Below are 19528 nucleotides of genomic sequence, written 5' to 3'. Positions count from 1 at the left end.
CCTCCGATCCTGCCATTCACCGATGGACCGCCATTTCCTCGGGTGACACACCTGCACGGAGAACTCTGATCGACTCCCTCAGATGAGCGAGCAGATTTCCTGCGGAGATCGGCGCCGTCCCGCGTCCCGCTGCGAGATCTCCCCGGCCACCGCGAGCCGCCACGTTCGCCGCGAGCGAGTGCGCACGTGCCCCCATCGCAGCCGCCCGGTCCGGGACTGTCCCCGCGGCCAGCAAGGCACCCACAATGCCCGCCAGAACGTCCCCGGCACCCGCCGTGGCCGACCAGGAACCGCCCGCCTCGTTGACGAATACCTGCCCACCCGGCGCCGCGATCACCGTGGCGCGGCCCTTGAGGAGGATGTACGTCCCCCACTCGGCCGCCAGCGACCTGGCGGCCGCGACTCTGTCCGGTCCGGGATCGCTTCCGGTGATGCGTGTGAACTCACCTGCATGCGGGGTAAGGAGGGTGGGCGCCGACCGGGAGCGCACCAGGCCGGGGTCTTCGGCCAGCAGGGTGAGACCGTCCGCATCCACGAGGACGGGAACGTCGGTGTCCAGTACGGCCCGCAGGGCACGACGTGCCGCATCGTCGGTGCCCATACCGGGACCCACCACCCACGACTGGACCCGTCCCGCTTTCGCGACGTCCGTCGTCGCGATCACCTCCGGCCAGTGAGCCAGCACCTCCGACGCGCCCGGACCTGCGTAGCGGACCAAGCCGGACGTGGCCGAGACGGCGGCCCCGGTGCACAACACTCCCGCGCCGGGATACTGCTCACTCCCGGCGACCACGCCCACGACGCCCTGCGAATACTTGTCGTCGTGCGGACCGGGCACCGGCCATGCCCCTCCCACTTCGGTCGCATCGAGCGACGTGATCCCGGCATCACCGAGCGTCAACCCGATGGGTATCACCTCGACGCGCCCGCACTGCGCCGCAGCCAGGACATGTACCGGTTTCAGCGCACCGAACGCCACGGTGACCGCCGCCCGTACCGCGGGCCCCTCGACGGCACCCGTCACCGGGTCCACCCCGCTGGGCAGGTCCGCAGCAATGATCGGCGCCTCCATGGACGCGACCAGAGTCGCCGCGTCAGGGCGCAGGGCTCCCCTCCCGGATATCCCGACGATCCCGTCGATCACCAGGTCGGGCGTGCCGACTTCCTCGAGCGCGCGGGCTGTTCGTCCGCCTGCTCGCCGGAAGGCCGCCAGTCCGGCCCGATGCGCCTTCTCGGGTTTCAGCAGCACGGCGGTGACCCCGACTCCACGCTTACGCAAGAAGGTGCCGGCCCAGAGGGCGTCGCCTCCGTTGTCCCCGGAACCGACCAGCAGCAGCACGGCCCGCCCGGCGACTCCCCCGGTCCGCGCGCGCAACTCCGCAACCACCACACCCGCGAGTCCGTGCGCTGCGCGTCGCATCAAAGCGCCGTCGGGAAGGGATGTCAGCAGCGGCGCCTCGGCCGCTCGGATCTCGTCAGGGGTGTAGTAGCCCCGCATGGGCACTCCTCGTCCGGAACGGTCGGTACCGAGGCAAGACTACGCTCGACGGCATGCGTGAACGTGCAAGGTCCCGGATCGTCGGAGTCGCTCTGGCCGCAAGCATTTCGGCCGCGGGTGCCCTCGCCGGCTGCAGTTCGGAATCCGCCGAGGTGAACGAGCAGCCCAGCGGTCCGGTCGTCGAGGTCGCCGGCATGGCCTTTTCGCCCGCCCGGCTCACGGTCCGGGTAGGTGAGACTGTCACCTGGAATTTCGACGATCGCGGCGTCACCCACGACGTGGCGGGCGTCGGTGAGGCGAAGGGTGTACTGCGCAGTCCCCTGATGCAGACGGGCAGCTTCACCTACAACTTCACCGAGCCCGGAACCTACGAGTACACCTGTTCCCTGCACCCCGACATGCGCGGCACCATCGTCGTCACCTGAGCGGAGCCGTTATTCGACCGTGACGGACTTCGCGAGATTTCGGGGCTTGTCCACGTCGTACCCGCGCGTCTGCGCGACCTCGGCGGCGAAGACCTGCAACGGCACGGTCGACAGCAACGGCTGGAGTAACGTCGGCGCCGCCGGAATCTCGATCAGGTGGTCGGCGAACGGCCGCACGGCCTCGTCGCCTTCCTCCGCGATCACGACGGTCCGCGCACCGCGCGCCTGAATCTCCCGGATGTTGCTCAGCAGCTTCGAGTGCAGCACCGCGCGACCCTTGGGAGAGGGCATCACGACGATGACCGGCAACCCGTCCTCGATCAACGCGATCGGGCCGTGCTTGAGTTCGCCGGCGGCGAAGCCCTCGGCGTGCATGTACGCCAGTTCCTTGAGCTTCAGCGCGCCCTCGAGCGCCACCGGGTAACCCACGTGCCGGCCGAGGAACAGCACCGTCGACGACGACGCCAGTTCCCGAGCCAACGCACGGACCGGACCCACCGTCCCGAGGACCCGGCTCACCAGCTCCGGCATCGCCTCGAGATCTGCGTACTCGCGCGCCACCTCGTCCGGGTACTTGGTGCCGCGAGCCTGGGCCAGTGCCAAACCGACGAGGTAGTTCGCGGTGACCTGCGCAAGGAACGCCTTGGTCGACGCCACGCCGATCTCCGGACCGGCACGGGTGTAGAGAACCGCGTCGGCTTCGCGGGGAATCTGGGCTCCATTGGTGTTGCAGACCGCGAGGACGCGCGCCTTCTGGTCTTTGGCGTGCCGCACCGCCTCGAGGGTGTCGGCAGTCTCACCGGACTGGGAGATCGCCACCACGAGCGTCGAGCGGTCGAGGACGGGGTCGCGGTAACGGAACTCGCTGGCCAGCTCCACTTCGACAGGCAGCCGGGTCCAGTGCTCGATTGCGTACTTGGCGAGCAGACCCGAGTGGTACGCGCTGCCGCACGCGACGACGAAGACCTTGTCGACGTCGCGCAGCTCCTGATCCGACAACCGCTGTTCGTCGAGGACGATCTTGCCGTCCGAGAAGTGCCCGAGGAGAGTGTCGGCGACGGCAGCCGGCTGCTCTTCGATCTCCTTGAGCATGAAATAGTCGTGGCCACCCTTTTCGGCTGCAGCGAGATCCCAGTCGATGCGGAACGGGCGGCCCACAGCGACCGTTCCGTCGAAGTTGAGGATCGAGTAGCCGTCCGCGGTAATGGTCACCACCTGGTCCTGGCCCAGCTCGACCGCATCCCGGGTGTGCTCGATGAATGCCGCGACGTCGGAGCCGAGGAAGGTCTCGCCCTCACCGACACCGATGACGAGCGGAGTCGAACGACGCGCGGCCACGATGATGTCGGGATGGTCGGAATGGGTGAAGACGAGGGTGAATGCTCCCTCGAGGCGGCGGAGCACACTCAGTGCGCTCTCCACGAAGTCCCCGGCGGTCTCACCGGACGCATAAGCCCGCGACACCAGGTGCACCGCGACCTCGGTGTCGGTGTCGCTGGAGAGGTCGACGCCCGCCTGCTCGAGTTCGGCGCGCAAGGGCGCGAAGTTTTCGATGATGCCGTTGTGTACGACGGCGACGGTTCCGGTCGTGTCCCGGTGCGGATGGGCGTTCCGGTCAGTCGGGCGACCGTGCGTGGCCCACCGGGTATGCCCGATCCCCGTGTGCCCGGCGAAATTCTCGGCACCCACCTCGTCGAGTTCGGCCTCCAGGTTCGACAGACGACCGGCCTTACGCTCGACGGCCATCCCGCCCTTCCCGTCGAGCACGGCGATCCCTGCAGAGTCGTATCCGCGGTATTCCATCCGCCGCAAAGCCTCCACTACAACAGACAGAGCCTGCCGGTGGCCGACGTATCCCACGATTCCGCACATGGTTCATCAGGGTACTTGGACCGGACGGTGCGGCGAAGTCGGACACCAACGCGACGCGGGGACCGGGGACTCCGTCCCTGTGTGGTCGGCGCGGGGACTCCGTCCCTGTGTGGTCGGCGCGGGGACTCCGTCCCTGTGTGGTCGGCGCGGGACTCCGTCCCTGTGTGGTCGGCGCGGGGACTCCGTCCCTGTGTGGTGATCGGATAACGTTCTCTCCGTGGCGCCGAAACTGAAGAACCTGGCCCGTGAACTGTCGAAGCGGGGACCGCACCGCGTGCTGCGGGGAGACCTCGCGCTGGCTGGACAGCCGGGAGTCGTCTATACACCCGAGTCCGGCTTCAACTTGCCTGCGGTGGCGTTCGCGCACGGGTGGATGACCGGAGCTGACCACTACCGGAACACGCTGGAGCACCTTGCGTCCTGGGGCATTGTCGTCGCGGCGCCCAACAGTGAGCGGGGCCCGGTGCCTTCACACCTGGGCCTCGCGACCGATCTGCGGGCCACTCTCGACATCTGTGTCGGTGTCCGGCTGGGACCCGGCCAGATCAGTGTTCAGCCGGATCGAGTGGCCTTTGCCGGCCACGGTATGGGTGCGGGCGCGGCGGTGCTCGCCGCAGCACAGCGTGACGTGACCGCGGTGGCCGCGTTGTTCCCGGCGCCGACCGCCCCGAAGGCGGAGAAGTATGCGCCCAAGATCACAGTTCCGGGGCTGATCGTGGCGGGCGCGGATATCGACACTATGAACAGCAACGCCAAGGCCCTCGCCGAGGCATGGGGCGGCGAATCCGTACTGCGAGCCGTGGACGGCGCAACGGATTCGGGGTTGACCGAGGGGCGTCGACTTCTCGGCGCACTCGGCATCGGTGGATCCGAGCGCAAGACGCAGCAGGTGACGCGGGCGTTGCTGACCGGGTTCCTGCTCTACGAACTGACTAATGACAAGAAATACGCGGCCTTCGCGGACGCCGAGGCGCACATCCCCCGCACCACGGTCGTCGATCCGCAGGAGATCAATACGGACGCCGGCTTCCAGGGACTGATTCCCCACATCTGAGCGTTCTTCGACGGCTCCGGCTGTTCCGGCGTTACTCGACGAGCCAGCTCCGGGGGCGATAGAACTCGTCGTCGTCCTCGGCTGCGCTGCGACGAGGCGCGACCGCGTCCGCCGCCGTGCTCGTGTCTGCGGGGCGCCCCGCAAGCTGCCGTCGTCGCGTGGCTTCTGCCTCGTCTCGCACCCGCTGCTCCTCCAGTCGTCGTCGAAACAGCGCGAGTTCCGCCCTCATCTGCGCACGTCGAGCGCGCAACTGTGCGGCCCGCTCGCTCACAGCGGTCCGGCCTCGGCGAGTTCTGCGCCGCTGTCGAGCGCCGCCGACGGGCCGCTGGCAAGCTCCGGTGCAGGTGCAGGTGCAGGTGCAGGTGCAGGTGCAGGTGCGGGTGCGGGTGCGGGTGCGGGTGCGGGCTGAGGCTCAGGGACTGTGAGCGTTTCCGGAAGCGGCTCGTTCTGCACGGTCACGGGCTGCGGACCAGGTGCGGTGGTGGGCTCCGGTGGCGGCGGCTCGGCCTCGTGATGTTCAGGTTGGCCGACGTCGGGAGCGGCGGGTCCTCCCCCGAGCGGGTTTCTGCGAAAATCTGAGGCAGGCCGTTCGGACCGATCTCCACACCGAAGCGCGACGTGGCGCCTTGGCCGTCGATGATGTCGAGGTGAACTCCGGCACCGTCTTCATCGACGACCAGAGTCCATGACTTGCCGTCGAGCTTCAGCTCGAGGCTCTTGTCCGAAGTGGTAGACACCGCTTGTCCGCCCTCGCCGCCAACACCCGGATCGCGCTCGTCCTCGAGGTCGGGCTCCTCCTCCGCCCTCACATCCCCGTCATCGTCCAGGCGGGTGAGAGCCGACACCGCGTCCTCTATCAGTGGACGGATGAGCGACCCCAGGTCGCCGAGTCCACCGGCCAACCCCTGCACCGCCCCGGGAAGGTCGCCGAATCCGGTCATGCCCCCGATGCCGGGAACACCGGCAAGACCCGGCACACCGCCAAGACCTGGCACACCGCCAAGACTCGGCAGCACGGGAGGAGAGGCCGCGGGCAAGGACGTCGCAGGTTCGGTGTGTACATCCCGCGTTCCCACTCCTACGTCCCGAACTCCTAGGTCCCGGCCTCCGTTGCCGGAACCGATCGGAGCCGTCATCGGTGCCGTCATCGGTGCCGGGTGGGCGGTGCCACTCGGAGTCGTTCCCGTCGGCGAACTCCATCCCGACGGTTGCCCAGCGAATCCCCCAGGCGCGGTGACAGTGGGTGCACCACCGGCAGGAGCTGTCGGCGCAGCGTCGACGGGAGTGCTCGGGGCGTTGAGAGGAGGCGGAGCCGGAGAGTGCCCCGGAGCGGTGCGATCCACGGAGCGAATATCGCTGTCCGACTGCAACATTCCGGCTTCGGCGATCACCGCCGCATACGACGCTTCCATGGTGTCTGCGCAGGCCTCGCACGCGGCCGCGAATTCGCGCTGTTTCTCTTCGTAGACCGGCCGGAAGTGCGCGTCGAGCCACGCGCGGGCAATACCTGCCGCGCGCTTCACGACGTCGTCTCGGTCGAGCCACCGCAGAGCGCCGCCTCCCCCGTCCTTGTACAAGCCGTTGATGTGCCGGTAGTCGTCGTCGGCAAGTTCGGGGAACCAGTACGACGCGTCTTCCATGCAATCCTTGGCGACGGAGTTGTCTCCATCCCGGCCGTACACGGCGATGTCGGCCAGCACTGCGATTTGGGCTGCGGTGTATCCCGCGACAGTGGACTGGTGCAGCGACACCACCCTGTACGCCTTGTCCGTCACTGCGGCGCTGAGGGTGAGGTTCGCTTCGAACAGCACGTCGACCAGTCCGCGTAACCGGTCGACATCGACCACTGCCCGGGCATTCCGGCGGCCCGAGGCATCGATTGCGGCGGCGGCTGCATCCCCACTCCACGCGGCGCTGACCGCAGCAACACACGCCTCGTGCTCCTCGAGTTCCCTGCGTGCAGAGTCGAGGGTGTGCTGCAGCGTGTCGATGTCCCGGCCCAGCACGTGAAGGTTCATTCCCCGCTCGGCGTCGAACCGCGCGTGGTACTCGGTGATCGCGCGGCCGTCGTACTGAAGCTTCTGTGCGGCAGGAAGGAACATCTCGAAGAACTCGAGCCCCCGTGCTCCGAGGTCCAGCATGTCGTCTGGGACATTGAGCGAATCCGGTCGCAGACAATCCTCCAAGTGGAGGCGGTCGGCGGCAGCAGATCGGGCATCGCTCCCATCCGCGAGGAGTGCGATGTAACGCTCGTCGGCGGACGGCGTGCGTTCGCGTCTGTCGATGCCGTACGCGTCGAAGTAGGGCTGCCACAACGCCACATCCTCTTCGCGGGACGAGGCCCAGGCCTGAAGGAGCTGCTCCTTGTAGTCGCGGCTCAGCGTCGGATCGTCCATCAACGAAGCCGGATCCGTCGTCACGGAAGCACCCGGTCGAGGCCGTCGGCAAAGGCACCGTCCGTGCCTGCATAACGCGTGGCGCCGGCTCGGAAGTTGTTACCGATGGCCTCCGTGTCGGTTGCCCACTCGTCGAGTGCCACGGACACGACTGCGAGTGCGTTCCGTAGCTCGTCGCCGAGAGCACAGTAGTCGCGTCCGGCCTGCACACCGCCGAACTCCAACCGGCCGGCGTCGATTGCCTCCTGCCTCAGCACCTCCGCTGAGCGCACCATCCGCGCGCCAACGCTCGCCACCGCCCTGACGTCGACCTCGAGTCCATCGCTCATGCCCCCACCCTCTCTTCACGACCTACTGCTTTAGACGCGCCGGCGCGCCGATCGGTTCCCCACACCGACCGATTCGCTGCGCCACTCAGACCGAGGCGACCGTACCTGCCAGCTTGTCGGCGAGGCGTTGAGCCAAGTCGAGGTCCGCTGCCTCCACCATCACGCGCACGAGCTGTTCGGTTCCGGAAGGTCGCAGCAGGACACGACCCTGATCACCCAGCGTCCGCTCCGCCGCCGCCACGGCATCCAGAACGACGGGGGATGCGGCCACGGCACGCTTGTCGGCGACTCGCACATTGACCAGCACCTGGGGAAGGGTCGTCATCGCCGATGCCAGTTCCGCGATCGGCCGCCCCGTCTGTGCCATTCGGCCCATCAATCGCAGGCCGGTCAGAATCCCGTCACCGGTGGTACCGAACGCGGGCAACACGACATGCCCCGACTGCTCACCCCCGAGAGTGAAACCGCCCGCCCGAAGTCCTTCGAGCACGTAGCGGTCACCGACCGCGGTGGTGATCAGCGAAATACCCGCCTCGCGCATTGCGATGTGTAACCCCAGGTTGCTCATCACTGTGGCGACCAGCGTGTTGTCGACCAACTCGCCGCTGTCGCGCATGCCGAGGGCCAGGACCGTCATGATGGCGTCACCGTCCACCAGGGAGCCACCGGCGTCGACGGCGAGGCAGCGGTCCGCGTCCCCGTCGTGCGCGAGGCCGAGGTCTGCGCCATGCTCCACCACGGCCTTCTGCAGGCTCTCGAGGTGCGTGGAGCCGCAGTTGTCGTTGATGTTGAGCCCATCCGGCTGGGCGTTGATCGCGATGACCTTCGCGCCGGCGGCGCGGTAGGCGGTCGGCGCCACAGCCGAGGCGGCGCCGTGCGCGCAGTCGACCACGACGGTGAGGCCGTCGAGGCGGTGAGACAGGGCCGTGGCCAGGTGTTGCAGATACCGATCGGCGGCGTCCGCCACCACTCGCACGCGCCCGATGCCGGCTCCGGTGGGCGCTCGCTTGGTCGTCGTGCCGACGGCGACCGATTCGATACGGTCCTCGACTTCGTCGTCGAGCTTGTGCCCACCCGCGGCGAAGATCTTGATTCCGTTGTCGGGCATAGGGTTGTGCGAGGCGGAGATCATCACACCGAGTGCAGCGTCGAGCTCTGCTGTGAGGTAGGCCACCGCAGGAGTGGGGAGAACGCCGACGTTCAAGACGTCGACACCCGCCGACGTCAAACCGGCGACAACGGCTGCTTCGAGCATCTCGCCGCTGGCCCGCGGGTCACGGCCGACCACAGCGGTGGCACGCCCCGAATCCGCTGATGCCAGCACCGTGGCAGCGGCCGATGCGATCTGCAACGCCAATTCGGCGGTCAGCTCTGTATTCGCCAGCCCGCGAACCCCATCCGTCCCGAACAACCGCCCCATAGACCAGACCCCTTGTACCTCGGAAACCACTACATCTCGGATAAAGCGCGAGAGCAGGCGTCCGGTAACGATGGACGCCTGCTCTCGGGAAGAACAGGTGCCGAAGCCGTCCCCTGAGGGCGGCTTCGGCGACACATCAGCGCTTGGAGTACTGAGATGCCTTACGCGCCTTCTTCAGGCCGTACTTCTTGCGCTCGACGGCGCGGGCGTCACGGGTAAGGAAGCCGGCACTCTTGAGCGCCGGACGGTCCTCGGGGGTGACCTCGATGAGCGCGCGGGCAATGGCGAGACGCAGTGCGCCGGCCTGTCCGGACGGTCCGCCACCGTGGAGCAGGGCGACGATGTCGAACGACTCGGCACGCTCGACCGTGACGAGCGGGGCCTTGATCAGCTGCTGGTGCACCTTGTTCGGGAAGTAATCCTCGATGGTGCGGCCGTTGAGCTTGAACTGGCCGGAGCCCGGGGTCAGACGGACGCGGACAACCGCTTCCTTACGACGACCGACGGTCTGGATGGGCCGATCGATCACGATCGGGGCCTGCGGAGCAGCAGCGGCCTCGATGTCCTCGGCAACCTCGGGCTCTTCGACGGACACGTACTCGTCCGCCGCGACCTCGACAGCCTCGGTGATCTCTTCGGGATTGGACACGTTCTGCTCCTCCGGCGACGTCACTGGGCCACCTGCTTGATCTCGAATGGCACCGGCTGCTGCGCGGCGTGGGGGTGGTTGGGGCCCGCGTAGACCTTCAGCTTGCTGCTGATGGCGCGACCCAACTTGTTCTTGGGGAGCATGCCGACGATGGCCTTCTCCACGAGGCGGTCGGGGTTCTTGTCGAGAACCTCGCCGACGGAGCGGGACTTGAGACCACCGGGATGTCCGGAGTGGTGGTACAGGAACTTGCCGTCACGCTTGTTGCCGCTGATGGCAACCTTCTCGGCGTTGATGATGACGACGAAGTCGCCGCCGTCAACGTGCGGTGCAAAGGTGGGCTTGTGCTTGCCGCGCAGCAAGTTGGCTGCTTGGACGGCAAGGCGGCCGAGCACCACGTCAGTGGCGTCGATGACGTGCCACGTGCGGGTCACATCTCCGGCCTTCGGGGTGTACGTAGACACAGAACTTCCTCGTCTTGTTCAATCCGCTGCTGGCCATTGCGTATCGTCGAGCGATTCCCGGCGGCCAGTTGAGACCCGAGAACCGCCAGCCACTGTGGCATGAAGACACAGCGACGCACGGCACGCCAACGGAGAACGATACCGGTCGCGGCGCCTCCGGGTCAAAATTCACTCGGCGAGCGCGTCAGCAAGCTGTTCGACCGCCCAGGTCAGCTCGTCACGTTCGACGACCAGCGGCGGGGCGATACGAATCGTTCCCTCGTGCGCATCTTTCGCGAGCACACGGCGCGCGAGAAGTCGTTCACACACTGCCCTCGCGGAGGGCATCCCCTCGGCCAGTTGCACACCGGCCCACAGCCCACGCCCCCGTACTTCTGCAACATGGCGGACAGGCAGCTCGCGCAGCATGCCGTGCAGGTAGGCACCCAACCGGCGGCTGCGCTCCTGGTATTCCCCGGTTTCGAGCAGCGCCACCACGGCACTGCCCACAGCGCACGCGAGGGGGTTGCCACCGAAAGTGCTTCCGTGTTGCCCGGGCCCGATCACGCGCATCACCGGCCAATCGGCGACGACCGCCGAGACGGGGACGAGGCCACCGCCCAGCGCTTTGCCGAGAACGTAGATGTCGGGTGTCACATTCTCGTGATCACAGGCAAAGGTCTCCCCCGTCCGGCCGAGTCCGCTCTGGATTTCGTCCGCGATCATGAGGACGCCGCGACGCGTGCACACCTCGCGCACCGCCGCGAGGTAGCCCACCGGGGGCACGAGGACGCCTGCCTCCCCCTGGATCGGTTCGAGCAGCACCGCTACGGTGTCGTCGGTTATCGCCGACTCGAACGCGTCGGCGTTCCCGTACTCGACGGAGACGAAACCTGCGGGATACGGCCCGAACCCGGTGTACGCGTCCGGGTCGGAGGAGAATCCCACGATCGAAATGGTGCGGCCGTGAAAGTTCCCGGAGCAGGTGACCACCTCGGCTCGCCCCGGCGGCACCCCCTTCACGTCGTACCCCCACTTGCGGGCAAGCTTGAGCGCCGTCTCGACCGCCTCTGCGCCGGTATTCATGGGCAGCACGGCTTCTTTGCGACACAATCGGCTCAGGTCTTCGCAGTACTGCGCGAAACGGTCGTGCTGAAACGCACGACTGGTCAAGGTGAGTCGGCCCAGTTGTTCGCGAGCGACGCGCACGAGAGCAGGATGGGCGTGGCCGAAGTTGAGGGCCGAGTACCCCGCGAGGACATCGAGATAGTCGACGCCGTCGACGTCCTTGACCCAGCAACCTGTGCCCGACTCGATCACGACGGGCAAGGGTGAGTAATTGTGCGCGCTGTGGTCCTCCGCCCGGTCCAGCTGCTCACGCGTGGCGTCGGATACCGACACGACACTGTCCGACATTGGTCCTCACCCCTCAGCTTCCCATCTCGCAGAACTGGCGATACCCGCGCAGTTCCATTGTGCTGCATTTGATTCCGCCGCCAGATTTCAGAAATTCCGAATAGTCCACCGGTACCGGGTCGTAGCCGCGGTCCACCAGCTGATCCGACAGCCGCGTCGCCTGCGCGGGCAAGACGACATGGAGTCCGTCGCTCACCAGGTTGAGGCCGAGCCACTGCGTATCGCTCTCCTCGGCGATCACCGCGTCCGGAAACATGCGGCGCAACAGGAGGAGGCTCTCCGGAGAGAAGGCGGCGGGAAGGTAGGCGATGGTCGCATCGTCGAGTACTCCGAGAGCGGTGTTGAGGTGGTAATAGCGCGAATCCACCAGAGTCAGCGGAACTACAGGACGCCCGAGATGCGCGGCAGCCTCCGCATGGGATCGAGGGTCGGACCGAAAGCCGGTACCCCCGAGGATCACGTCACCGACCACGAGGAAGTCGCCCTCGCCCTCGTTCACGAAACGCGGTGATCTGGGTCTGAGCAGTCCGTTCTCGCGGAACCACCGCAGGACGTGGCCCGCTTCCGCTCGCCTCTGAGCACATCGGTAGCGGGCGCCGAGAGCGACACCGTCGACCACCACGCCACTGTCGGTGACGAACACCATGTCCGGGAGCCCCTCGACGGCATCGATGACCACGACCTCGTGACCCAGCGCTCGATACGTGTCCACCAGGGTGTGCCACTGCGCGAGTGCCCGGGGTCGATCGACCTGCTCGCCCGGACTCATCCAGTCGTTGATCGCGTAGACGACATCGAAGTAGGTGGGCGGACACATCAGGTAGGTGCGGGGGTAACCGCGCCGGTCCGCACTCGCCACAGGCCCGGTCGCGTCCCCCACTGCACTTCCCGGGCCGATATCCACAGTCGGTGGCACGTTCCCCCCGTTCTCCGATGGTGCTGAGAGAAAGTATCCGCCCACCCTCAGCGACAAACAATGCGCTAGCGTTGCTCTATATGGACGATTCGTTGCGCCTGGACACCTTGGACCGACTGATCGTTGCGCAGCTGGAGCGCAACGCGAGGTCGAGCTTTGCCACCATCGGCGCCGAGGTGGGCTTGTCCGCTCCGGCGGTGAAACGGCGCGTCGACCGACTGGTCGACTCAGGGGTCATTACCGGTTTTCACGCGTCACTCGACCCGCAGGCACTCGGACACGGTGTGGAGGTATTCGTCGAGCTGTACTGCGACGGACGTACCTCCGCCGTCGAGATCGCGCGCATCGTCTCTCGACACGCCGAAGTGCAGGAGGCGTACACCATCACGGGTGACGCCAACGCACTGCTGCGCGTCCGGACGACCGACACAGCTCACCTCGAGAGGACGCTCGAAAATCTCCGGTCGGAACCAGCGGTACTCCAGACGAAGAGCAGCGTGGTGTTGAGCAGATTGATTCCACCGGCCGGCTGACGTCACCGAGATATTTCGCCGCACCTCTGACGACAGTGCCCCAGCATCCGTCGATTGCCGGGGCACTGCCGCATATCACAGGATTGTCAGAGCCAGGCAGCAGCGTTCCTGTCCTCGGCGCTCTGCATGTCGACAGCGCCGTCCTGGACGACCTTGGCGATCGTCTGGAGGACCTGGAGCAGGTCGTTGTGTGCGCCGTCCCACTTGGCCTGCACCGCCTGGTAGTTCTGCTGGGCACCGCTCTCCCACTGCGCGACCAGACCCTGCACGTAGCCCTGGAGCTCGTCGTGGGTTTCGCGCAGCTTGCCCTCGTTCGACCTGATGTCGCTCGCCAGGGCCTGCAGCTCGGCAAATCCGTACTTCAATGACATTCCGTGCTCCTTGTTGTTGTGTAACCGGTGTCGAACTCGGAACGCATGTCAGAGATCGAGCGATCCCGAAGCCCCGGCAGAATGGATGGCATCCTGGTTGGCCTGCTCTGCGGCGTCGTACCCCTTGCCGTTTTCGCGAATCTTCACGGCGATTTCGGCGAGCGAATCCTGCATCCGACGGGACGCATCGTTGTAGCGGACCATCAGTGCCTGGAACGCATCCTGCGCGCCACCCGCCCAAGCCGAGGACGATTCTTCGCAACGCCCCTTGAGGCCGGCGATAGTGGCTTGCAGCTGCCCATTCACCGTCTCCACATGGTTAGCCGCGGCCTCCATCTGGCCGACATCGGTAACAACTCCCGCCATGGGAACTCCTTCTGATCGTCTGGTGCGGCGGCCCCCACTGGACTGCCCTATCCACCCCTACACATGATTGGACGCATCAACCGTCCAATCGGTTCCACCACTGTGGAAGTTTTTCGGCTCTGCCGCCCGTCGGGTTCACTCATCGACTTCCAGTGACCGCACGACGTGCTCACACTCGGCTTCGATTTCGGCCCATTCCGCCGACAGGAACTGACATCCCACGCTGACCTGGAGGTCACGTTCGACGACGACGTGCCACCTCACCGCGGAGTTCTCGTCCGGGAATTCGCTGTACGTGATCCCCGGTCTCCCACCGAACACGACGTCTTTCTCCAGTTCGGCGAACAGCTCGGGTCTGCCGCGCTGCGCGATTTTCGCCGCAAGCGTGACCGCGACCTCGTCGTACCCGGCACCGCCCTGGAGGTTGTTCTGCGTCACGATGATTCGTCTGTCCGCGCCACCGTCGGGCACCAGTTCGATCCGGAACGGTGTCGCCGACTGTGGCCGCTCCCGCCATCGGTCGGGCGCCGTGAGTCGAACTCCCCCCACCGACACTTCCCGTCCCGTGCCCACCGCGGTCGAAGGAATCGTGGACTGCGATGGTGCAACGGACGACGACGCCGGAGCCGACGGCGACTGTGATCCTGCAACGACACCCTCGACGGTCGACGTCGAGACGGAATCGAGGGTTGATTGGATGAAGGCAACTCCGGCTCCGGTCACCACCGCCAGGGCCGCTGCGACCGCGACGAAAGTCGGCCACGACCTCCTCGTCCGTTCCTGTTGCTCCCGCTGCAGAACCGGTTGGAGCCAATTCCTCTGAGGTATCGCGACGATCGATTGCTCGTGTACCCCATCGCTGCCCGGCATTGCGAGCGCGCGAACGATGTCCACACCCGACACGCTCTCGACGGGTACCTCACGGCCGAAGGCAGCCACGACCGCACGCCGTACAGGTGCCAGATCATGCCGGGTGTCGAGATGGTCCGTCACCAGGATGCCGTCGAGCGCCCGGCCTCGGCAGACGCGCCCGACCAGGTCTGTGATTGCCTCGGCCTGCCGATCGAGATCGTCGACGACCAGCGAGGATTCGTGCTCGACTTCCACGACGCGGTAGTCACCGGATATTGCCGCCACGTAGGTGGAAGTGGTGCCCGTCGCCCGGCATTCGACGACCGCCCAGGTGCTGTCGCGCTCGGCCACGCCGGCGATTTCGGCTACGGCAAGCGCCACGGGCACAAGCACGGTGTCGGCGGCGATCGCCGAGCCTGCGTCGGCCAGAACCTGCTGTCGCGCCGTGCCCCACTCGGTGGGGTATGTCAGCACCGCGCCGACGGACGGTCCGCCCGCCACGGCCTCGACCGCGCCACGGAGAACGGCGGCGAGCACGTCCGGGACCGGAGCGATACCACCGTCCACATCGATGTACTCGTCGTCGATAGAGCACAGCGGTGACGATTCGGTGGAAGAAGTCTCGCGCACCGAAGTGATCAGCGAACCGTCGGTTGCGACACGGACCGAGGGCAGCCCCTCCACCGCCCTGTCCTGACAACACGACCACATGCCGGATTCAGTGAGGTGAATCGCGACCGCGGACCTCACTGCGGTGGCATCCATGCGAGCTGGATCAGTCCGCTGCCGCCGCGCGTCACCAACGTGCCCCGCCCGGGGGGCATGGCACTTGCCCGTACGGTTCCGATGAGGTTGCCTTCGTCTCGGCTTCCACTCATCACCAGGCCGGCGGATGCCAGATCGCGCATGCGTGCGATGACCGGTTCGTACAGCGCCCGTGCCGCGCCACCGGAACGGCGCGCGATGACGAGGTGGAATCCGATGTCCTTCGCATGGGGCAGGTACTCGACGATCGCGGCCACCGGATTGCCGCTCGAGGTCACGACGAGGTCGTAATCGTCGATGACAACGAAGATGTCCGGCCCCGTCCACCAGGAACGCTCGCGAATTTGTTGCTGGCTGATCTGCGGGTGCGGCATCCGCGATTCGAGCACAACCGCGAGGTCATTCATGTTCTTGGTCAGCACGCCCGACGACGGCGCATAGGCGGCAAGGTGCTCCGATTCCACTACCCCCAGCATGGTGCGCCGATAGTCACCGAGGATGATCTTCGCCTGTCCAGCGGTGTTGGACGCCATGATGCCCTCGCAGATGTTGCGCAGCAGCGTCGTCTTGCCGCATTCACTGTCCCCGAATACCAAGAAGTGTGGTTGCACGGCGAAGTTGAGGAATGTGGGCGCCAGTTCGGCCTCGTCGAGTCCGATCGGAATCTGGAGGCACTTCTCGGTCGGGTCGACGTAGGAGGGCCACGAACCGGCGGCGTCGAGAACCGCCTCGCGAGTGATCTGTCCCGGCAACATGCGTACGGCAGGAGCATGGCGGCCATGGGTGGCGGCAGCGATCGACGACACGGCATGAGCGACACCGGACGCAAGGTCGGCGGGGTCGGAGTTTCCGTCGATCCGGGGGAGGCCGACCAGCAGATGCAGACTGTCGCGCGTCATGCCTCGACCCGGCCTGCCTTCCGGCACGAGCGCAGCGGTCTTACGACCGAGGTCGGAGTCCGCGGGATCACCCAACCGGAGTTCGATGCGAGTTCCGAGCTGGTCCTTGAGGGCCGGCCGCACTTCACCCCACCGAGACGCCGTGATGACGACGTGGACGCCGTACGACAGGCCCTGTGCCGCAAGGTTGGTGATCTGTTGTTCCAGGGTTTCGAAATCTTGCCGAATGCTACCGAAGCCGTCGACGACGAGGAACACGTCGCCGAAAGGATCTTCGGCGATCCCGGCGGCAGGGGCGCCGCCGGACGGATCGGTAGCGCGTAGTCGCCGGAATTCGGCCATGGATTCGACCCCGAGGTCGCGAAATCGGGCTTCACGCTGTCGCACGATCGTGTTCATCTCGGCGACGGTGCGGCGAACCCGGTCGACGTCGAGACGGTTGGCAACCGAACCGACATGCGGCAGGCCCGACAGTCCGGCAAGCGTGCCACCGCCGAAGTCGAGGCAATAGAACTGCACCTGCTCGGCCGAATGAGTGGCGGCGAGCGACATGATCACCGTTCGGATCGCAGTCGATTTCCCCGACTGCGGGCCACCGACCACCGCCATGTTTCCGGTGGAACCGGACAGGTCCACCACAAGCAGGTCCCGCCGCTGATCGTAGGGCCTGTCGATGATCCCGATCGGTGCGCGCAGCGCACTGAGCGCCGGGACTGGTTCGGAGAGTATCGACCTCGGCAGCAGCGCGTCGAGAGTCGGTGCCGCATCGAGCGGGGGAAGCCACACCTCGTGCGCTCTCGAACCGCGGTTCCGGATGCGTTCGACGACGACGTCGATGGTGGTCCGAGTTTCCGCATGTTCCTCGTTGATGTCGAGGGAGAACGGTTCTTCCGGTATGTCGACGACGTCGACGGCGACGGGGGCGGCGGTGAAAATTTTCGGGCGCAGCTCGACGGGCGCCTCGCCCGGCCGTCGGACGCTGTCGACGTGACCACCCTCGTAGGTTCCCGACACGTAAGAGGCCTGGAAGCGCACGATTTCGGCCGAGTCACACTTCAGGTAACCGGCGCCGGGAGTGGCGGGCAGATGATAGGCGTCCGGGACACCGAGCACTGTGCGCGATTCGTTGGCGGAGAATGTCTTGAGCCCGATCCGGTACGAGAGGTGGCTGTCGAGACCGCGAAGCTTCCCTTCCTCGAGTCGCTGGCTCGCCAGGAGCAGGTGGATGTGCAGCGATCGACCGAGTCGTCCTATGGCCACGAAGAGATCAGCGAATTCGGGCTGCTGACTGAGCAATTCCGAGAATTCGTCGACCACGATGAAGAGCGCCGGCAGCGGGTCGAGGTCTGCGCCTGCCTGACGCGCCTTTTCGTAGTCGGTGACGTTGGCGAAGTTCCCGGCCGAGCGCAGCAATTCCTGCCGGCGATTCATCTCCCCGGCCAGCGCGTCGCGCATTCTGTCGACCATGGCCAGTTCTTCGGCAAGGTTGGTGATCACCGCGGCGACGTGGGGAGCCTCCTCGAGGCCGAGGAAGGTGGCGCCACCTTTGAAATCGACCAGTACGAGGTTGAGTGCGTCGGGCGAATGAGTAGCGATGAGACCCAGCACCAGCGTTCGGAGGAACTCGGACTTTCCCGATCCGGTAGCTCCGATGCACAGCCCATGAGGCCCCATGCCGTTTTCCGCGGACTCTTTGAGGTCGATCTCGACCGGATTCCCGTCGACTCCCACGCCGATAGGGACGCGTAAGCGGGCGCGACCCTGCCGGGGCAGCCACGCGTGATCGGGGTTGAGCCGGCCGACGTCGCCGACACCGAGCATTCGGCTCCACGTCTGTGCGGGTTGATCGTCGTCTCCCGTGTCGACCGATGTGTGCGACGTCGTACGGTACGGCGCGAGGCGACGCGCAAGAGTTTCCGCCTGATGAGCGCTGACGAGGTCGGCCGTCGCGAACATCTCGACACCGGTACCGCTGCGGGCTCCGAGCGACCCGTCCTGTGCCACCAGCTGGAGACCGCGGGTGGCCGTCAACCGCGGGCAGAATCCGGCGATGTCGAGGACCGTCACCGAATCCACTCCCCCGTCGGTGATCATGCCCGACTCGCCTTCGAGGATTCCGCCGTCGACGACGAGGACGAACTGGGGCACGCCCGGAGCAGCCGGAGCATTGCGGGAGAAGCGATTCCGCATGGCCAGCTGCGGGCCGAGCGCGGACTCGAGTTCGAGAATCGATCCGTAGATCATTCGGGAAGAACCCACGCCGTCGGAGGAATCCGGGTGCTGGGCGTGCGGCAGCCACTTCGCCCAGTCCCACTCGTGCTGGGTGTCGGGACCGCACACGACCGCAACGAGCAGGTTGTCGGGACCGTGGAAGGCGCACAATTGCATGAGCATCGACTGGACCAGGGAACGGGCCGCCCCACGCTCACCCTCGACGGAGATGGCGGCGAACCCCCGCAAAGAGACTGCGGTGGGCAACTCCTGGACCACCGAGTGCGCGCGGACGAATCGGCGAAGAGACACGGCGGCAACGGGTTCGAGATCTTCCACCGGGCCCGTTTCAGGCGCGATGAGACGAGTGGCGAGCCGCTGACTGCCCCGCCCCACGCGCACATGACAATAGTCCGGGTCGGTGACACGGCGCTCCCACATGCGGGCCGTTCCCGCGATGGTCCAGAGCAGGCCGGGTTCGGGATGGCTCCAGTCGAGCGCCTTGCGCTGTTGCTCGCCGGTCTCGGCGACATCACGCCGTAATTGATCGAGGTAGCGCAGGTAGTCCTTGCGGTCTTCGTTCGCTTCCGCTGCCTTGGGACCGCTGCGACCGCCACCCGCCAGCATGCCGAGCATCGAGACCATCATCATGAGGGGGAACAGCATCGACATGGGGTTGCGCGCCATACCCGACGTGAACATCAACGCCATCATGCCGACCATCGCGACGACCATCACGAGGGGGAGAAGCTTCGTGAGCAGATTTCCCGGGACCAATCTCGGGATTTCCGGCGGAGCCTGCAGACTCACCTCGCCGCCCGGAATACGCGGAACTTCTCGCCGCGCTTTACGCACGAAGCGAATAGTGCTCACTGCCCGTCCCCCCATGACGCCAACCGACCCGAACCGTGCATCAGATCCGATCCGGAACTTCCGGTTGCCCCCCTGGGCTCGGCCCGCGAAGTCAGAGATTAACCCATTCCGAGGGATTCGGCATACAGAAGGCATTTTCGCCGGATGCCCACTGGAGGCTGCGGCCCGGCTCACGTAGTGTTCCCGTGATCGAATCGGACGACGGCCTCCGAGTGGTCGTCGATCAGTGCCGTAACGACG

Annotated in this window: 18 protein-coding genes; 3 read left to right on the top strand and 15 right to left on the bottom strand. The window is 66.3% G+C overall.

What is annotated here, in order from left to right; translation table 11 throughout:
• Positions 1-16: 16 nt before the first annotated feature.
• Complete coding sequence (locus GFS60_RS25985; RefSeq protein ID WP_159925669.1) at positions 17-1498, bottom strand: NAD(P)H-hydrate dehydratase; 1482 nt, start codon at positions 1496-1498, stop codon at positions 17-19.
• A 53-nt stretch (positions 1499-1551) separates the two neighbouring features.
• Between GFS60_RS25985 and GFS60_RS25980 the strand changes: the two genes are divergently transcribed.
• On the top strand, positions 1552-1923 hold the full coding sequence (locus tag GFS60_RS25980; RefSeq protein ID WP_159925667.1) for a cupredoxin domain-containing protein: 372 nt from the start codon (positions 1552-1554) through the stop codon (positions 1921-1923).
• A 9-nt stretch (positions 1924-1932) separates the two neighbouring features.
• Here GFS60_RS25980 and glmS read toward each other — a convergent pair whose 3' ends face one another.
• The gene (glmS, locus tag GFS60_RS25975) at positions 1933-3795 is read right to left on the bottom strand and encodes a glutamine--fructose-6-phosphate transaminase (isomerizing) (protein WP_159925665.1); all 1863 of its coding nucleotides are present in this window, start codon (positions 3793-3795) and stop codon (positions 1933-1935) included.
• Positions 3796-4012: 217 nt separating this feature from the next.
• On the opposite strand from glmS, the gene GFS60_RS25970 reads away from it, so the two are divergent.
• On the top strand, positions 4013-4849 hold the full coding sequence (locus GFS60_RS25970; RefSeq protein ID WP_159925663.1) for a poly(ethylene terephthalate) hydrolase family protein: 837 nt from the start codon (positions 4013-4015) through the stop codon (positions 4847-4849).
• Positions 4850-4880: 31 nt separating this feature from the next.
• On the opposite strand, the gene GFS60_RS25965 is transcribed toward GFS60_RS25970, so the two are convergent.
• The 9 genes from GFS60_RS25965 to ddaH form a co-directional block, all read right to left on the bottom strand.
• A complete protein-coding gene (locus GFS60_RS25965) occupies positions 4881-5078 on the bottom strand; it encodes a hypothetical protein (protein WP_159925661.1) in 198 nt (65 codons plus the stop codon).
• A gap of 38 nt (positions 5079-5116) precedes the next feature.
• Positions 5117-5308: a hypothetical protein gene (locus GFS60_RS39260; protein WP_159925659.1), complete on the bottom strand. Its 192-nt coding sequence runs from the start codon at positions 5306-5308 to the stop codon at positions 5117-5119.
• Positions 5305-7269 carry a hypothetical protein gene (locus GFS60_RS25955; protein WP_159925657.1) on the bottom strand — a complete coding sequence of 655 codons (1965 nt, stop codon included), beginning with the start codon at positions 7267-7269 and terminating at the stop codon, positions 5305-5307. The genes GFS60_RS39260 and GFS60_RS25955 overlap by 4 nt, the downstream gene beginning before the upstream one ends.
• Positions 7266-7574: a type VII secretion target gene (locus tag GFS60_RS25950; RefSeq protein ID WP_159925655.1), complete on the bottom strand. Its 309-nt coding sequence runs from the start codon at positions 7572-7574 to the stop codon at positions 7266-7268. Before GFS60_RS25950 ends, GFS60_RS25955 begins: the two co-directional genes overlap by 4 nt.
• Positions 7575-7659: 85 nt before the next feature.
• Entirely contained in the window at positions 7660-8994 is a 1335-nt protein-coding gene (gene glmM / locus GFS60_RS25945; RefSeq protein ID WP_159925654.1) for a phosphoglucosamine mutase, read from the bottom strand.
• Between the two features lie 136 nt (positions 8995-9130).
• Positions 9131-9667, bottom strand: a complete 537-nt coding sequence (gene rpsI, locus GFS60_RS25940) for a 30S ribosomal protein S9 (protein WP_159925653.1) — start codon at positions 9665-9667, stop codon at positions 9131-9133.
• Positions 9664-10107 (bottom strand): 50S ribosomal protein L13, encoded by a 444-nt coding sequence (gene rplM, locus GFS60_RS25935; RefSeq protein WP_109331545.1) that lies wholly within the window; start codon positions 10105-10107, stop codon positions 9664-9666. Before rplM ends, rpsI begins: the two co-directional genes overlap by 4 nt.
• Positions 10108-10275: 168 nt before the next feature.
• Positions 10276-11502 carry an ornithine--oxo-acid transaminase gene (rocD, locus tag GFS60_RS25930; protein ID WP_159925652.1) on the bottom strand — a complete coding sequence of 409 codons (1227 nt, stop codon included), beginning with the start codon at positions 11500-11502 and terminating at the stop codon, positions 10276-10278.
• Positions 11503-11515: 13 nt separating this feature from the next.
• Positions 11516-12382: a dimethylargininase gene (ddaH, locus tag GFS60_RS25925; RefSeq protein WP_236603291.1), complete on the bottom strand. Its 867-nt coding sequence runs from the start codon at positions 12380-12382 to the stop codon at positions 11516-11518.
• Between the two features lie 116 nt (positions 12383-12498).
• Here ddaH and GFS60_RS25920 point away from each other — a divergent pair, with 116 nt between their 5' ends.
• Complete coding sequence (locus GFS60_RS25920; protein ID WP_109331547.1) at positions 12499-12951, top strand: Lrp/AsnC family transcriptional regulator; 453 nt, start codon at positions 12499-12501, stop codon at positions 12949-12951.
• Positions 12952-13037: 86 nt separating this feature from the next.
• On the opposite strand, the gene GFS60_RS25915 is transcribed toward GFS60_RS25920, so the two are convergent.
• The 4 genes from GFS60_RS25915 to eccCa all read right to left on the bottom strand — a co-directional run bounded on the left by GFS60_RS25915 (position 13038) and on the right by eccCa (position 19288).
• The gene (locus GFS60_RS25915) at positions 13038-13322 is read right to left on the bottom strand and encodes a WXG100 family type VII secretion target (RefSeq protein WP_109331548.1); all 285 of its coding nucleotides are present in this window, start codon (positions 13320-13322) and stop codon (positions 13038-13040) included.
• 48 nt (positions 13323-13370) lie between these two features.
• Positions 13371-13688, bottom strand: a complete 318-nt coding sequence (locus tag GFS60_RS25910; RefSeq protein WP_159925651.1) for a WXG100 family type VII secretion target — start codon at positions 13686-13688, stop codon at positions 13371-13373.
• A gap of 135 nt (positions 13689-13823) precedes the next feature.
• Positions 13824-15305, bottom strand: coding sequence for a type VII secretion-associated protein (locus GFS60_RS25905; protein WP_159925650.1), 1482 nt, complete (start codon positions 15303-15305; stop codon positions 13824-13826).
• Positions 15287-19288, bottom strand: coding sequence for a type VII secretion protein EccCa (gene eccCa / locus GFS60_RS25900; RefSeq protein ID WP_159925649.1), 4002 nt, complete (start codon positions 19286-19288; stop codon positions 15287-15289). Before eccCa ends, GFS60_RS25905 begins: the two co-directional genes overlap by 19 nt.
• Between the last annotated feature and the right edge of the window lie 240 nt (positions 19289-19528).

The sequence above is a fragment of the Rhodococcus sp. WAY2 genome (assembly GCF_009859915.1).
GTDB lineage: Bacteria > Actinomycetota > Actinomycetes > Mycobacteriales > Mycobacteriaceae > Rhodococcus_F > Rhodococcus_F oxybenzonivorans.
Note: the sequence above shows the minus strand (reverse complement) of the source record. Positions and strands in the feature narration are given on the sequence as shown.

Bases quoted from the DNA above. Each gene is read 5' to 3' on its own strand.
- GFS60_RS25985 (WP_159925669.1), bottom strand. From the start codon at position 1,498: ATGCGGGGCTACTACACCCCTGACGAGATCCGAGCGGCCGAGGCGCCG.
- rocD (WP_159925652.1), bottom strand. From the start codon at position 11,502: ATGTCGGACAGTGTCGTGTCGGTATCCGACGCCACGCGTGAGCAGCTG.
- GFS60_RS25915 (WP_109331548.1), bottom strand. From the start codon at position 13,322: ATGTCATTGAAGTACGGATTTGCCGAGCTGCAGGCCCTGGCGAGCGAC.
- glmM (WP_159925654.1), bottom strand. From the start codon at position 8,994: ATGGGGCGGTTGTTCGGGACGGATGGGGTTCGCGGGCTGGCGAATACA.
- GFS60_RS25965 (WP_159925661.1), bottom strand. From the start codon at position 5,078: ATGAGGGCGGAACTCGCGCTGTTTCGACGACGACTGGAGGAGCAGCGG.
- GFS60_RS25920 (WP_109331547.1), top strand. From the start codon at position 12,499: ATGGACGATTCGTTGCGCCTGGACACCTTGGACCGACTGATCGTTGCG.
- GFS60_RS25950 (WP_159925655.1), bottom strand. From the start codon at position 7,574: ATGAGCGATGGACTCGAGGTCGACGTCAGGGCGGTGGCGAGCGTTGGC.
- GFS60_RS25980 (WP_159925667.1), top strand. From the start codon at position 1,552: ATGCGTGAACGTGCAAGGTCCCGGATCGTCGGAGTCGCTCTGGCCGCA.
- GFS60_RS25910 (WP_159925651.1), bottom strand. From the start codon at position 13,688: ATGGCGGGAGTTGTTACCGATGTCGGCCAGATGGAGGCCGCGGCTAAC.
- glmS (WP_159925665.1), bottom strand. From the start codon at position 3,795: ATGTGCGGAATCGTGGGATACGTCGGCCACCGGCAGGCTCTGTCTGTT.
- GFS60_RS25905 (WP_159925650.1), bottom strand. From the start codon at position 15,305: ATGGATGCCACCGCAGTGAGGTCCGCGGTCGCGATTCACCTCACTGAA.